We start from the raw sequence: 15,395 nt of genomic DNA, 5'->3' as shown, positions 1-15,395 counted from the left end.
TTAAGTCAACCGGAAAAAACCATTAACACTATCTTTAGTTCCCATGGTTTCCCTTGACTCGTCAGGGGGTGTGTATTAACCTCTTAACAGCCATATTATCTGTTGATTGGCTCAGAAACTGCTTTCTCGGGAGGGGATATGAATCGGATCGCATTCGGTACCTCAGGATGGCGCGGCATACTCTGTGAGGACTTCATTTTTGAGAACGTCAGGGTAGTGACTCAGGCAATAGCCGATCACCTGATCGCAACAGGAGAGAGCAGTAAGGGGCTCATAGTAGGTTGCGACTCCCGTTTTCTGGGGGAGAGATTCGTCCGCGAATCGGCTCAGGTTCTTGCCGGCGCCGGCGTAAAGGTATTTATCTGCAATCGCGACACTCCCACTCCGGTAATTTCTTTTGAGATTCTCCGCAGAAAGACTGCCGGGGCTATAAATTTTACTGCCAGCCATAACCCTCCGGAGTATAACGGCATTAAATTTTCTCCGTCCTGGGGAGGCCCTGCTCTCCCGGAAACCACCAGCGATATCGAGCGCCGGGCAAACGAGATGCTCGGCGAATTCTGCTACAAAGAACGATTTCTGGACAAGGCCAAGAAAGACGGGCTTTGCGAGGAGATCGATTGCCGTTCCGCCTACCTTGATGATCTTGAGACAAAAATTGATTTTGATGCCGTTGCAACTCTCGGAGGGATTGCCCTGAACCCCTTGTATGGAACTGCCCGCGGCTACCTCGACGAGCCGCTGAAAAAGCGCGGTATGAAATTCCATCAGATCAACGCCCATCGTGACCCGTATTTCGGAGGTTTTCCGCCGGAGCCATCGGAAAAGAACATCCATGATTTCATCGCGCTGGTCAGGAAAGATCCGGCAATCAGTCTCGGCCTGGCAACCGATGGCGACGCGGACAGATTCGGCATCATTGACGCGGACGGGACATACATAGAACCGAACTATATAATTGCTCTGCTGCTCGATTACCTGATAAGAGTAAGAAAAATGTCAGGCGGGGTTGCCAGAAGCGTGGCCACATCCCATCTGATCGACGCGGTGGCGAGGCATCACGGGGTTGAACTCTTTGAGACCCCGGTCGGGTTCAAGTATGTTGGCGAACTGATCAGCAAGGATAAGATAATTATCGGCGGTGAGGAAAGCGCCGGTCTTTCGATCAAGGGTCATGTACCCGAAAAGGACGGCATCCTCGCCTGTTTCCTGGTCGCCGAGATGGTCGCCAGGGAAGGCAAAAGTGTATCGCAGCTTTTAAAAGAGCTTTATGCAAAGGTTGGGTGCTACCTTACAAGGCGTGACAATATTAAACTCTCCCCGAGCCTTGAGGCTGCCTACAAGGGTAAGGTGGCCGCTGTTCCCGCCGAGATTGCCGGGCTGAAAGTCAAGGATGTGGTAACGATAGACGGCATGAAGCTGATCCTTGAGGACGGCAGCTGGATGCTGTTCCGCAAGTCCGGTACCGAGCCGGTGGTACGCCTGTATGGTGAGGCGTCGTCTGAAGAGCGCCTCAATAAGGTTATGTCAGCTGGTCGAGAGTTCATTCTCGGCAAATAGGACTTGATTTGTCCTGTTGTCGGTTATATTATTTGATAGAAAAATCTGGAGGGTCTTATGTGGGACTATACCGATAAAGTCAAAGAACATTTTCTCAATCCTCGCAATGTCGGCGATATCCCGGATGCGGATGCGGTCGGCGAGGTCGGCAGCCTGGCGTGCGGTGATGCGCTGAAACTTTTCATCAAGCTGGACGATAATAAGGAGCGGATCGTTGACGCCAAGTTCCAGACCTTCGGCTGCGGCAGCGCTATAGCGTCTTCTTCGGCGCTGACTGAGATGATCAAAGGGAAGACTCTGGACGAAGCTCTCGGAGTGACCAATCAGGAGATAGCTGATTTTCTCGGCGGGCTTCCGGAAGAGAAGATGCACTGCTCGGTCATGGGCCAGGAAGCGCTCGAAGTCGCTATCGCCAAATACCGCGGCGGCCCTCTGCCGGTCCATCACGACCATGGCCATGACCAGGAGCAGGAGGGGGAGATCGTCTGTAAATGCTTCGGCCTGACTGACGGGTTCCTGAAAAAAGTCATTGCCCAGAACCGGTTGCATACCGCCGAACAGGTGACCCATTTCACCAAGGCCGGCGGCGCCTGCGGCGGCTGTATCCCGAAGATAAAGGAGCTTATTGCCGAGGTGCTCGGCGAACAGAAACAGGATGCTCCGAAGAAACCGGAAAAACTGACCAACCTTCGCAAAATGCAGCTGATCCAGGAGGTGCTGGAGAACGAGATCAGGCCGCAACTCTGGACAGACGGCGGCGACCTCGAACTGATCGACATTGCGGGCACAGTGGTGCAGATCGCTTTCCGCAAGGCATGTGCCGGTTGTGCGTCGTCCGGCTATACTGCCAAGTTTGTCGAACAGAAGCTGCGCGATCTCGTAAGTGATGACATCACTGTCGAGGAGGTAGCGCAATGAAAGAGATTTACCTCGACAACAATGCGACATCCAAAGTGGACGATGCCGTCTTTGAAGAGATGCGACCGTATTTTTGCAACTTGTACGGCAACCCCAGTTCCATGCACTTCTTCGGAGGGCAGGTCCAGAAGAAGATTGACGAGGCCAGGTCACGGGTCGCGGCACTGCTCGGCGCAGACCCGGCGGAGATAATCTTCACTGCCTGCGGTACCGAGAGCGACAACACGGCAATCCGGTCGGCACTGGAAGTATTCCCAAACCGCAGGCACATCATCACTACCCGTGTCGAGCATCCCGCGGTGCTGACCCTCTGTCGCAACCTGACCAAACATGGCTACCGGGTGACCGAACTCAATGTGGATGGGGCCGGACGGCTTGATCTTGAAGAGCTGAGAAAGGCGGTGGATGAAGATACTGCCATAGTTTCGGTTATGTATGCCAACAACGAGACCGGCGTGGTATTTCCGATCGAAGAAGTAGGACAGATCGTGAAGGAAAAGGGAGCTCTGTTCCATACGGATGCGGTGCAGGCGGTCGGAAAGATCCCCCTGAACATGGCCGCATCGACCATTGACATGCTGGCGCTTTCGGGCCATAAACTTCATGCTCCAAAGGGGATCGGCGCTCTTTATCTCCGCAAAGGGGTACCATTCAGGCCGTTCATGGTTGGCGGCCATCAGGAGAAGAGCCGTCGTGCCGGAACGGAAGCGACAGCGTCCATAATTGCGCTCGGCAAGGCCTGTGAGCTAGCCGGACAGAGTCTCGAAGAAGAAAACACCAGGGTTAAGGGTATGCGTGACCGCCTGGAACGAGAGCTGATGACGATTATCCCGGCGGCAAGGATCAACGGCGGCGGGGCTGAGAGGCTCCCCAATACCGTTTCAATCGCATTCGAGTTTGTCGAAGGGGAAGCGATCCTGCTGCTGCTGTCGGAAAAAGGGATCTGCGCATCTTCAGGCAGCGCCTGCACTTCCGGCTCGCTTGAGCCCTCTCACGTTCTGCGGGCAATGGGGGTTCCGTTCACCTGTGCCCACGGCTCAATTCGCTTCTCCCTCTCGCGCTTTACCACTGACGACGAGATCGACGCCGTAATCCGGGAACTGCCGCCGATAATCCATCGCTTGCGGGAGATCTCACCATTTGGCAGGGAACTGCTCAAATAGCATTCGATGAAAATCATCAGTAAGTTAAAGCCACGTACGATGCGTCTGCGTGGCTTTTTTTCCTAAAATCGGCCAATAGCGGGGCAGCTATGCCAATCCTTAAAAAAATTTTCATCGTTTTGAACGGTTTTGTCCATGATTTTTCTGCCGGCTTTTGGCTTGCGTCCGTCACCTGCATAAAGATTCTACACAGCTTTCAACTTAGCTTGCCTTCGGTGGCGCAACTCCTTGGTACCATCGAGCGGGTCTTTTTCTGGAACTCTCTGGCAGCGGCAGCTGTCATCATGATAACCGGAGCAGGGAGGGTCTTTACCTATGTGGACAACGCATTTGGCGATCAGACCGAACGTGCCCGTCGCATCATGCTGATAATCAAGCATGTCATCCTGTTGCTTATCTTCGGGTCAGGCGGATGGTACGGCTATTTGCTGGCTTTTCATACTTGAAGGTTGTTCTGTTGCAGTTATACTTTAAATAAACAATGGATTGCCGGGCTATCATGAAGATACGGAAAATTGCACTCATAACTCCGCCATACCATTCCGGTGTGGTAGAGTCGGCCGGTACCTGGTTGAATGTCGGTTTTGTCTACATCGCCGGCGCTTTGAGAGCTGCCGGGTATGAGGTGGATTATTACGACGCCATGTCGCTGTGGCACGAATGGCCTGATATCCGCCGCAGAATAGAGGCTTTCAGCCCCGATGTCGTGGCAACTACTGCCTATACTGCTTCAGTGGTTGATGCGATTGAGCTTTGTGGTTATGCAAAAGAGATTAATCCCGCAATCGTAACGGTTCTCGGCAATGTCCATGCAACCTTTATGTATGAAGAGGTGCTGAAGCGCAACAACGACAAGGTTGATTACGTGGTCAGGGGAGAGGGGGAGCTGACGCTCCCTGAGCTGTTGGATTGCCTGAATGCGGGAGATGACCCGGCTAAGGTCGCAGGGATCGCCTTCATAAAGGAAGGCATGGTTCAGTCGACCCCGAAACGGCCATATATCCAGGATCTGGACTCGCTTAAAACAGCCTGGGATCTGGTCGAATGGCCTATTTACACATATCGCGCAAAGAAGAACGCCCGTCTGGCAATAGTCTCATCGTCCCGTGGTTGTCAACAGCAATGCTCCTTCTGCTCTCAGCAACTATTCTGGGCGCAGACATGGCGTGCCCGCTCACCGGAAAACTTCGTTGCGGAACTGGAGCTGTTGCATTCACGGTTCGGCGTAGAGGTGGCGATGCTTTCGGATGAGATCCCCACCTTCGACCTCGGCCGTTGGAACGCCATCTTGGACCTTATGATCAGCCGCCGGGTGCAGGTTAAGCTGCTGCTTGAGACCCGCGTCGACGACATCCTCCGCGATGCGGATATCATGGATAAATACCGTCTCGCCGGGGTAGAGCATATCTATGTCGGTGTCGAGGCCGGACGGCAGGAGACGCTTGATCTGTTCAAGAAGGATACTAAGGTGGAGCAGTCCAAGAAGGCGATCGACCTGATAAACGGCGCAGACATGGTCTCGGAGACCTCATTCGTTCTGGGCATGCCGGACGACACCCCTGAAACAATCGCGGAGACGGTGGAGCTTGCCAAGCATTACAACCCGGACATGGGGGTTCTTCCTGGCCATTGCGCCGTGGCCGTATTCCGATCTCTACCCTGAGCTGGCACCTTATGTTGCAACGAGCGACTACCGGAAATACAATCTTGTTGAACCGGTGTTGAAACCCCGAAACATGACTATGGAGCAACTGGAAAAGGAGTTGGGACTGGCGTCACAGAAGGTTTTTTATGCACAAGTTCCGGAACCTCCATACCCTTTCATCCTGGAAGCAGGAGTTCATGCTTTCGGTTCTGGATCTATTGATCAACCATTCTTACCTGGCTGATCAGATGAAAGCGGCAATGAAGGCCGGCGGGGAGATGCCGGACGAGGTGAAGCAGCTTATCAGGAGTGTCAGGGCATCACAGGCAAGCCAACGCCAGAGTGTCGTTGCCCCCATTCCTTGAACCGGTTACTTGAAGTATTCCGCATGGATTGAACTCCCCATGTGGGAAGTGACGAAAAGCGAGATCAGTGACACGACGAAGCATGCCAGGTACAGCCACGCCGCCGTTTCCCCCCCCATCTGAAAAAGTGTCGCAGATGCAGATACACGCCGAACATGAGCCAGGTCATCAGAGACCAGGTCTCGACGGGATCCCATCCCCAGTATCTTCCCCATGACCGATAGGCCCAGATCGAGCCGGCCAGCATCGCTATGGCCCAGAATATGAAGCCGAACCCTGCGAATCGGTATGCATAAAGATCCACGGAGTTGGCGTCCGGAAGCTTGTTGAGCCATTGCGGGGGGTGGCTTCGCGCCTTCAGCAGGACAAATACGGAAAAGGCGCAGGCGATCACCAGGGTTGCCAGTGAAATCTTGTAAAAGGAGATATGGAAGATCAACCAGACCGAGCCGAAGGTGGTCGGCAGAGATCTGATGCCCGGGTTGTACATGTTCGCCAGCGCCAGCATCAGGAAGGTGGCCGGGAACACCAGGATGCTTGCCGGTCTGATTCTGGGGAATTTGCGGATGAAAACGATGAACGCGGCCATGGTGACCCAGGCGTCCGATGACAGGACCTCGCTCGGCGCCATGTACGGTCCATGCCCAACGATTTTCCACCAGTGCCCTATTGCTGCGGCGTGAACAACAAGGGCCGCTGCAGCGAGCCAGTAGCTCCTGCTTTCCGGTTTTTTCCGGTCGAAGACGATCCCCCACACATTGGCGATCGTGGCGAGAACATAGAAAAACACCGCTATCCAGTTGAGCGTCACATAGAGTGCTGTCTGCTTGTCCATCAGTCTCTTACCTTTCCTGCCCCATTCCGGCGCGGATATTTTCCAGCTCTTCCCGATACAGCTCTGCAAATCTTTGCGAACGCCACGAAAGAAAGACTTCCTCGCCTTTCGCAACTATCACCGCCTCTCGTGGCGGCATACAGTAGGTCAGGGCAGCCCCGATCACAATCAGGAAGAATCCGGCAAAAACCCCCTCTATGCCGTATAGCCGCACAAATATCAGTCGCCCCCAGTCACGCACATCAAGCAGCGCCACCCGGTCCCCACCGAGCATGCCGCTTTCCCCTTGGCGAAGGGTCAATCGGGCGCTCTCCCTGTCATTGTCCATAAGCCTCAGGGTCAACGGCATTTCAGCAGGATCGAGCGGTTTCCCGCTTGCGAACGGGGAGTATTTCGCCTGCATCAGCCTCGGCTCGCCAGGAACCCTGAACTCGTTGTAACCTGCCTCGTCGATTCGCGCCGGGAACCGGATCGAATATGCGGCCCGTGACAGCTCGCCTGTTTGGGTGCGAATCTCAATGAGGAACGCTTGGCCGTACTCATTACCCTGGTAGATGGTCAACCCTTCATGCGACAAAGGGGTGTTGATCGCCGTTTTCGCCATGATTCCGGCCGATCGGTCGGTGCCGAAGAACAGGGTGGCCTCCACACCCTTGACGCTCCCATTACTATAATCAAGCCTCAAACCGTCCAGCCTGACCGGTTCCGGGAGCACCAGGCTCCCTGCCAGCAGCCCTCTTTCCTCACCAGTCCAAGGCGCACCTGCCAGTTGGGTCTCTCCCCGGACCAGATCCACGCTCCCCCGCTGCTGGGTGAGCGCTATGAGCAGCGACGCCGCAATGCAGACGAGCAGCCCGAGATGGAGTGAAAAGGCCCCCCAGTACCCCCAGGGATTTTTGATGAAGCGGAGGGTTGCCTGAGACATTTGACGATATCCGAGAGCACGGAGTACGCAAATCGCGTGCTCCTGCGTGATCGGGAAGTAGCCGACCGGCTCCCCGCCTGGAGTCCCCTTGAAAGTCTTGGCCCATGCGGATTTACCCTGCTCACCGGTCGATATCGTGAGGGATATGCAGACTAACAGCAGTATGACGGCAAATCCGGGGGTGGTGTAGACATGCCAAAGCCCCAGGAGATCGGAGAGCGTGGACAAGGTGGGGTGCAGCGATCGCCATTTCTCCAGCTCGATCCGGTCGGTAATGAACTCCTGGGGTACCAGCGCTCCTAGGGTTACAGCCCCCAGGGCAAGGAGGATGATGGTGAGGACGGTACTACGGGAGAGGAAAAACCGTTTCACGCGGGTCATCATGCTATCTGCTACCCGTAGAGTGGTTCAGGGGGGGGTCTTTTCTTCTCCGGCCAAGGGATGACCGTATCGGTGCTGGTCCCGGAGAGCGTGTCAACGTTCGTGATGGCCCAGCGGCTACCATCACGCTTCATTTGATAGCGCATCTCGTAGATGAAACCGCGCTCCTCGGCAAATTTCTTTCCGGTGTCGATGTTGATATGCGTGAAGTCCCAATTCTCTCTGGTCTGGATAACCGCTTCGCCGGGGCGCGGGTATTCGGTTTTGACAAAGGTGATCCCTTTGAGCGCCGAATCCATCCGGAGCTTACCCTCGCCAAGGGCGGCCATGTGGTGGTACAGCCTGGTTGCCTGCTCCACCGTGGCCACCTCCTGGAGCGGGTTCATGTTCATGCTGCGGTAGCCATCGGCAAGTAGCTGGTTGTAACGCATGATGACCGATTTGACCTGCCGTTCGGTGTCAGCCGCAGGGTTGGACAGGGTGCAGGCGTATAGGACTAGGGTTGCGAGTAGAAGTAGATAGCGTGGTGGCATTGTCGGCATCGTAGGGAAATAGTATCACGCAGTAAGTGGAGTGCAAAACAGTATGAAAAAACAGCCCCCGCCGGCATGGCACCGGCGGGGCGGTTATGGCTACCAGGTTTCCGGGGAGGTCACAGCTCCGTGACTGCTGCAGCCACTCTGGTTGCAGTTGCTTTCCGAGTAGTTGCTAGGGCCGGCAGCTTTCTTGAATTGCGTTACCCTTCCTCCGGAGAACGCACCGTTATTGCCATCAGGCTTGTAACGTCCCGGCAAACCCGCCGTATCTGTCGTAATGAGACGAGACAGTTTGCCGCCGTGGGGAACCCGGATATGGCAGTTCACGCAGGGGATGCTTGTATGGTTGCCCCGAGAGTGAACATTGTTCTGGTTTGTGCTCGGATGACAGTTGAGACAGAACAGGCCGTTATTCGTACCACTGTTTGTGGTCCTGGTACTCAAGGTGAAGAAAGTCCCTGCAGATGTGCCGTTGCTCGCCGCTGATGTGTACGGCCATGCCTTGTTGGCTCCGGTCAGCATCCACTTGACGGTCGAGCCATGCGGGCCCTGGGAGCCGGCGGTATCTGAGGCATGGCAGTCGGAGCAGTACATGGTCTGGGTGCCGACAGCTGTCCAAGGTGCAGTCATCTGCGCGGCGGTCAAGGCTTTAGGAGCCAATGACCCGGTTTGGTTGTTCAGTGAGACGATAACCGGATGCGCGGATTTGTTATTCGGGTTGAATTCCAGCCCCAGATCGGTCCAGGCTGCCGCTCCTGTGCCGCCCCAGGAGATATTATTCAGGTTGTGGCACTTGAGGCAGATTTTGTATTCCATGTCGGCCGTAGCTGCATTCGCATACGATGAGACTCCGCCCCAGTTGGAAGCGACGAAGCTCGGTGTGGCGCCGCCTACGCCGGTCAGGACTCCGGAGACATTGTTAGTCCCGATCGCATGATTTGATGCTGTTGCTGCATGCGGGTTGTGGCAGTCGCCGCATTCGACGTGCTTTGTGGTTATAAGCCCGCTTCCGTTTGGCTCGGTAAGATAATGAATGCCGCTGTAACCGGCAACGTTATGCCTGCCGCCGGTCTTGGCAAAATCAGAGAATACGGCTTCGGCTGCGGCATCCATGGCAGCCCTGTTGTAGTAGTCACGATTGGCGGTTGTCTTTGCGGCAGCGCCGCCGGGGTTACTGTCCGTAGTCTTGCTGTGGCAGCGGAAGCAGTGATTCTGCTCCAGAGGATCGCTACCGGCAACAACCGTGAGCCCCAAGCCACCCAGCAGCTTTCGGTCGTACCCCAGGTGAGTGGCGAACTGGTTGCCGGACTGGAATGAAGAAGTCTCCGTTGCCCTGGCCAGATGGCATTTGCTGCAGTTGGCATTAAATGTCGTGCCGTCGCTGTAGGTCGACAGTGCCGTGTATTGATGGGCTGCAGTGTTGTAGGTTGCATATTGAACGGTGGCAAGTACCGTTCCGACTGACGGGGCGTTCTTCTGGTTGACGGAAATGTTCTGGGTGTTGGTGTGACAGGTAATGCAGATCCCGCCGTTGTCGAGAACCCCGAAATTGCCGAAATCAGAGTTTGCATTACCACCGGTTTGGGTTGGGGTGTTAAGCCTGCTGCTCCTCAGGTTGGCGCTTCTGTCGGCAATGCTCGGATTCGATGTATTATAGATCGGGCTGAAGATGTTGTGATCAACATGGCACTGCAGGCATGTAGATGATCCGTAGTCGACGTTTGAATTCACCGGGTGGTGATAGGTCGTGGTGTCGTTGGCCATTGCCGAAGAAAAACTGTGGCAGTTGTTGCAGGCAATGCCACCAGCCGATTCGCCGCCGTCGATGGTGCCGTTGATATGCTTGGAGGCATCGGTAAAACCGGTACCGGCGGCGTTGACATGGCTGTGGCAGCCGGTGCAGGCGGTTGCGGCCTTGCCCGCATGAATTGCATTGGCCGGTGGATAGCCATGGCACTGGGCGCAGAGACCTGTACCGGTGGTGCCGCCGACACCGCCAGTCCCCACAGCGCCGACCGCAGGATAGGGGGTTGCCCATGACGGTGCGGTTCTGGCCGGGTTATTCTGCGGGATCAGGCCGGTATTGCCGCCATGGCACCAGCTGGTGCTGCATGAGGTGGCGTTGGTGCTTTGTGATTTGGCCAGGGTGCCGAAGGCAATTTCAGTGCTGCCGTTCATATGACCTGCTGCCGTTACTGTTCCCGGAACCGTATGGCATTCACTGCAGGCAATCTTGCTGCTGAGGGTGTGGCTAGCCTGCAGGTGCGCGGTATGAGCTCCTGCCTTGGCATCGGTATTGGCCGTCACCTTGGGGATGGCGTTCGAGTAAAACGGTACAGTTGTCGCCGAGCCATGGCACTTTTCGCACTGGACCGCCGAGTACGGGAACCCGTTAACCGGGGTAGCGCTGGTGGCTCCCCATGTCGGCGCTCCCTGGCCGTGGCAATTTGTTGCAGAGCAGGTCAAGGCTGCAACGGTCCAGACCGGGTTTGCCCCCTGTCCGGTAAAGGCTACCGTAACGTTGGCAACTGAAGTTTTGGCTGTACGATTGCCGGGACCGTGGCTGGTGGTTCCGGTACCGCCACCGGTGTGGCAGGAGACGCAGGAAATACCGGCCAGCGCCGCATGCACGCTGTGGGAACCGGCATTATTCGGGAACGATGAACCGTTGGGGAGGCCGTTCGTGGCGCTGACACCATGGCAATCCCAGCAGGAAGAGGTGCCGGACGGGACCTTGAGCCCTCCCAGGTGGCAGGCGTTACAGTCCGGAGGAGTGCCGGCCGCCACCGGATAAGTGGTGTTCACGCCGCGTGTATGGCAGCCGGCAGTCACGCAGCTGGCCCATGGAGTGGTGCCGGCAGCGCTGAGGTGTGCAGAACCCTGATACGGGAATGAATGCCCGCCGCTGGCATCGATGGTGCCGTTGATATGCTTGGTCGCGTCGGAGAATCCGGTGGCGTCGGCGTTGACATGGCTGTGGCAGCCGGTGCACTGGGTAGCGATCTTGCCTGCATGGAGGGCATTGGCCGGTGGATAGCCGTGGCACTGGGCGCAGAGACCGGTACCGGTGGTGCCGCCGACACCGCCAGTCCCTACAGCGCCGACCGCCGGGTAAGGAGTTGCCCATGCCGGTGCGGTTCTGGCCGGGTTATTCTGCGGGATCAGGCCGGTATTGCCGCCGTGACACCAGCTGGTGCTGCATGAGGTGGCGTTGGTGCTTTGCGACTTGGCCAGGGTGCCGAAGGCAACTTCGGTGGTGCCGTTCATATGACCTGCTGCCGTTGCTGTTCCCGGAACCGTGTGGCATTCACTGCAGGCAATTTTGTTGCTGAGGGTGTGGCTTGCCTGCAGGTGGGCGGTATGAGCTCCTGCCTTGGCATCGGTATTGGCCGTCACCTTGGGGATGGCGTTCGAGTAAAACGGTACGGTTGTCGCCGAGCCATGGCACTTTTCGCACTGGACCGCCGAGTACGGGAACCCGTTAACCGGGGTAGCGCTGGTGGCTCCCCATGTCGGCGCTCCCTGGCCGTGGCAATTGGTGGCAGAGCAGGTCATGGCTGCAACGGTCCAGACCGGGTTCGCCCCCTGTCCGGTAAAGGCTACCTTGACATCGGCAACCGAAGACTTTGCCGTGCGATTGCCGGGACCGTGGCTGGTGGTTCCGGTGCCGCCACCGGTATGACAGGAAGCGCAGGAAATGCCGGCCAGCGCCGCATGCACGCTGTGGGAACCGGCGTTATTGGGGAACGATGAACCGTTGGGGAGGCCGTTCGCGGCGCTGACGCCATGGCAATCCCAGCAGGAAGAGGTGCCGGACGGGACCTTGAGCCCTCCCAGGTGGCAGGCGTTACAGTCCGGAGGAGTGCCGGCCGCCACCGGATAAGTGGTGTTTGCGCCGCGAGTATGGCAGCCGGCTGTCACGCAACTGGCCCATGGAGTGGTGCCGGCAGTGCTGAGGTGCGTGGAACCCTGATACGGGAATGCATGACCGCCAGTGGCATCGATGGTGCCGTTAACATGCTTGGCCGCGTTGTTGAAGGTCTGCGCGTCGCTATTGAGGTGAGGATGACAGATCGTGCATTGGCCGGCGGTTTTACCCGCATGCAGGGCGGTGAGAGGCGGGTAACCGTGGCACTGGGCACAGTAGCCGGTCCCTGATGTGCCCGCTGCACCGCCGGTCCCAAGCGATGACCCGGTCGGAAACGGCGTTGCCCATGATGGGGCGGTTCGAACCGGATTGTTTTCCGGAAGCGATGTTGTATTGCCGCCGTGGCACCAGCTGGTGTTGCAGGATGTGGCATTGGTGCTTTGCGACTTGGCCAGGGTGCCGAAGGTAATTTCAACGGTGCCGTTCATATGGTTCCCGCTGTTAAGTGTGCCGGGAACGGCATGACATTCGCTGCAGGCAATATTGCCGCTGATTGCATGAGTTGCCCGCAAATGTGCCGAATGCGCACCGACTTTGGCATCGGTATTTGTGGTTATTCTTGGGATGGCAGTCGAATAAAACGGCGCACTGGCATCGCCGTGGCACTTTTGACAATCTGTACCGGACAAGGGTGATCCCCAGGTAGGAACACCCTGACCATGGCAGTTGGCGGCGGTGCATCTGCCGAAACCCTGCCCAGGGTCTATTGCCGCCCCTTTTGTATAAGTGGCGCCGACAGCCCTTGTCCCGCTGAAAGCTATGTTGATCTTGCCGTTGGCATGAAGCGGGGTGGCTATCCCGGTGTTCGGATCTTTGCCGGCTCCGGAATGGCATTCGCTGCACGGCATTCCGTATATCCTGGCATGCGCGGCATGGCTACCGGTTCCGGTAGTGTCGACGGCCATATTTACATGACACCCCCCGCAAGTCCCTACCGATGCCGCATCCCCCCATGTCGGGGTCTTGTAGGTGATACCGCTGCTGTTGCCGCTGGTGGCGTTTTGCACCGTACTGTGGCAGTAAATGTTCTGGCACTGCCGGAATCCGGTACCCGGGGTTTTGGTGTTGCCGCCGTAGTATGACGGTGTTGTGCCGCCATTGGTTGCCGGTGCCGAGAACGAGAGGTTGATCGAATTATCGACGTGGGTAGCGGTTACTACCGATGCATTGGTATAACCGCTATGGCATACGCCGCACGAGTAGACGTATGGTGCCTGGGCATGGGTCTTGTGGCTGCCGGTTCCTGACGTGTCAGTCGCCATATTTGCATGGCACGACCCGCAGCCGATGGTCCCGTTGTCGATTCCCCAGTGCGGGGACCTGAATGCCGGCGCGCCGCTGCCGCTGGCGCCCTGAACATTGCTGTGGCAGTAAATGTTGGTGCAGGTTGCACTACTTTGAGCCCAGATGCCGCCGGTCGCCGGATCTCCGAAAACTACATCTTTGATCCCGTTGGTGTGATTGCTCTGGTTACTGATGGTAGTGGTTGTGAAGCTTGTTCCCGAGACCGTTGCCGAGTGGCAGACGCTGCAGGCAATAGCGTAACCGGCAGCATTGATATGTTTGGTGTGGCTGTTGGTTGCGATCGGGGCGGCATGGCAGTTGTTACAGCGGGAGGCGTTTGGCTGGCCGGTTATTGCTCCCTTGCCGTTATTCCATGCCGGAATTGTTGCCGGTGTCGGGGCATTCTGTGTGATGCCGGTCCGTGGGGCGCCGTTGCTGTGGCAGTACACATTGGCGCAGGTGAACGTACCGGCGTTGTATGACGGGGTCAGTCCGCCGGTGGCGGCAATTGAGCCGGCAGTATCCAGAAATACGTCCTGGAAGGTTCCGGTCGCGTGGCTATTGCCGTTATGGCATTCCGTGCATGCCTTCTGATAAGGGGTAGAGGCATGCGTGGCATGGCCGCTGTTTGCTTCGTTGGTAAACGGCGACCCTGCGGCATAGCCGTCAGGGCCTCCGGCTGTATTTGCCCGGGGGGGATACCCGTGACAGGAGTTGCAGGCCTTGTTGGGGTCCACTGAATAAGTGCCAAGCGGATTGTCGTGGGAATGGCAGTTAGTGCAGCCGGTGGTGTCGGTTATGTTATGGAAGCTCTGGAAGCCAGAGCCCATGGGGATGTCGTGACAGGACTGGCAGACTCCGGTGCCGTTCGCATCTTTATAATTCTTTACCGCGGTTGACTGGAAAAAGACCGGCTTGTTTTTGGCTGATCTGAGCGTTGACGAAAAGCGCATCTGCCGGTTCACCAGCCGGACGTTCGGGGTGGTGCCGTCACCTGGATCGACATGGCCGCCGTGGCAGTCGCCGCACTGGACATTCTGGCCCCGCCTGTTGTGACTGAATTTGCCGGTATGGCAGGCAGTACAGAGGTTAGGGCTGTTTGGCTGCGCTCCGCGAAGGGCTGTCCTCAGCAGGTTGCCGTCCCCGGTGGAAAGATTGTTGTAACCGGCTGCGGTCTTGGCAGTCCCGGCGCGCGAATCGGTATAGTGGACCCCATGGCAGGAGCTGCAGAGAACTTTGCCGCTGACGAGTTTGAGGCCGCTGGAGGCGGAAAATCCCTTGAACTTCGGGTTGCCGGCCGCCCGGGCCGCATAGTCAATCCCGACCGGATGCGTGCCGGCCTTGTGGTCAGTCGTGTTTCTCTGACGGTGGCAGTCCAGGCAGAGCTGGTCCTGATCGTTGGCAACCCTCAGGAACGAACCGTTGGCATTGGAATGCTGGTTATGGCACCTGACGCAGGCGAGCTGTCCGCCGGTCTTGGTGCGAACGCTGGTGAGACCGGCCTGCAAAGGAGGTAATGCCCCTGCCGCGGAAACGGAATCCGATCCCTGCCATGCATGGGACGTCTGGAAGACCGAACCGTTGCGCGTTGAGGTAAATGTCCCGAACGGGTTTGCCATGTCCGCCTCTGTAAAAGGCTTGCCGCCCCCCCGGGGAAAACCGGGCCTGTGGCAGTTGAGGCAGATGTTGTTGTAACCGGTGCCGCCGAGGACCGGATGGCTCGCATGGCAGGCTATGCAGGTAAAGCCGCTGGCGCTGCTGTGGGGAGCATCCGGGATGATTGCGGAATATGCAGGGTTCGCGAAAGCCAAACAAGCGGCAATGAACCACGGGGCAAAGGTTCTCAGCATGGCTC

8 protein-coding genes and 1 pseudogene are annotated in these 15,395 nt (G+C 57.2%); 5 read left to right on the top strand and 4 right to left on the bottom strand.

Annotation, left to right across the window (positions count from 1 at the left end):
* Positions 1-138: 138 nt before the first annotated feature.
* From OR1_RS00455 to OR1_RS00435, 5 genes and pseudogenes are all read left to right on the top strand, one after another.
* On the top strand, positions 139-1,560 hold the full coding sequence (locus OR1_RS00455; RefSeq protein ID WP_041969286.1) for a phosphoglucomutase/phosphomannomutase family protein: 1,422 nt from the start codon (positions 139-141) through the stop codon (positions 1,558-1,560).
* 57 nt (positions 1,561-1,617) lie between these two features.
* Positions 1,618-2,478, top strand: a complete 861-nt coding sequence (gene nifU, locus OR1_RS00450) for a Fe-S cluster assembly protein NifU (protein WP_041969284.1) — start codon at positions 1,618-1,620, stop codon at positions 2,476-2,478.
* A complete protein-coding gene (nifS, locus tag OR1_RS00445; RefSeq protein WP_041969282.1) occupies positions 2,475-3,641 on the top strand; it encodes a cysteine desulfurase NifS in 1,167 nt (388 codons plus the stop codon). Before nifU ends, nifS begins: the two co-directional genes overlap by 4 nt.
* A gap of 89 nt (positions 3,642-3,730) precedes the next feature.
* The gene (locus tag OR1_RS00440; RefSeq protein ID WP_041969281.1) at positions 3,731-4,087 is read left to right on the top strand and encodes a hypothetical protein; all 357 of its coding nucleotides are present in this window, start codon (positions 3,731-3,733) and stop codon (positions 4,085-4,087) included.
* Between the two features lie 53 nt (positions 4,088-4,140).
* Positions 4,141-5,651 (top strand): annotated as a pseudogene (locus OR1_RS00435) (cobalamin-dependent protein).
* A gap of 64 nt (positions 5,652-5,715) precedes the next feature.
* On the opposite strand, the gene OR1_RS00430 reads toward OR1_RS00435, so the two are convergent.
* The 4 genes from OR1_RS00430 to OR1_RS00415 form a co-directional block, all read right to left on the bottom strand.
* Complete coding sequence (locus OR1_RS00430) at positions 5,716-6,486, bottom strand: cytochrome c biogenesis protein (RefSeq protein WP_237754180.1); 771 nt, start codon at positions 6,484-6,486, stop codon at positions 5,716-5,718.
* 7 nt (positions 6,487-6,493) lie between these two features.
* The gene (locus OR1_RS00425; protein WP_052440165.1) at positions 6,494-7,795 is read right to left on the bottom strand and encodes a cytochrome c biogenesis protein ResB; all 1,302 of its coding nucleotides are present in this window, start codon (positions 7,793-7,795) and stop codon (positions 6,494-6,496) included.
* A gap of 8 nt (positions 7,796-7,803) precedes the next feature.
* Positions 7,804-8,325, bottom strand: coding sequence for a hypothetical protein (locus OR1_RS00420; protein ID WP_041969279.1), 522 nt, complete (start codon positions 8,323-8,325; stop codon positions 7,804-7,806).
* A 99-nt stretch (positions 8,326-8,424) separates the two neighbouring features.
* Entirely contained in the window at positions 8,425-15,390 is a 6,966-nt protein-coding gene (locus tag OR1_RS00415; protein WP_041969278.1) for a CxxxxCH/CxxCH domain-containing protein, read from the bottom strand.
* Positions 15,391-15,395 lie beyond the last annotated feature (5 nt).

The sequence above is a fragment of the Geobacter sp. OR-1 genome (genome assembly GCF_000813145.1).
Classification (GTDB): Bacteria; Desulfobacterota; Desulfuromonadia; order Geobacterales; family DSM-12255; genus Geoanaerobacter.
This window is presented reverse-complemented; position numbering and strand designations above follow the sequence as displayed.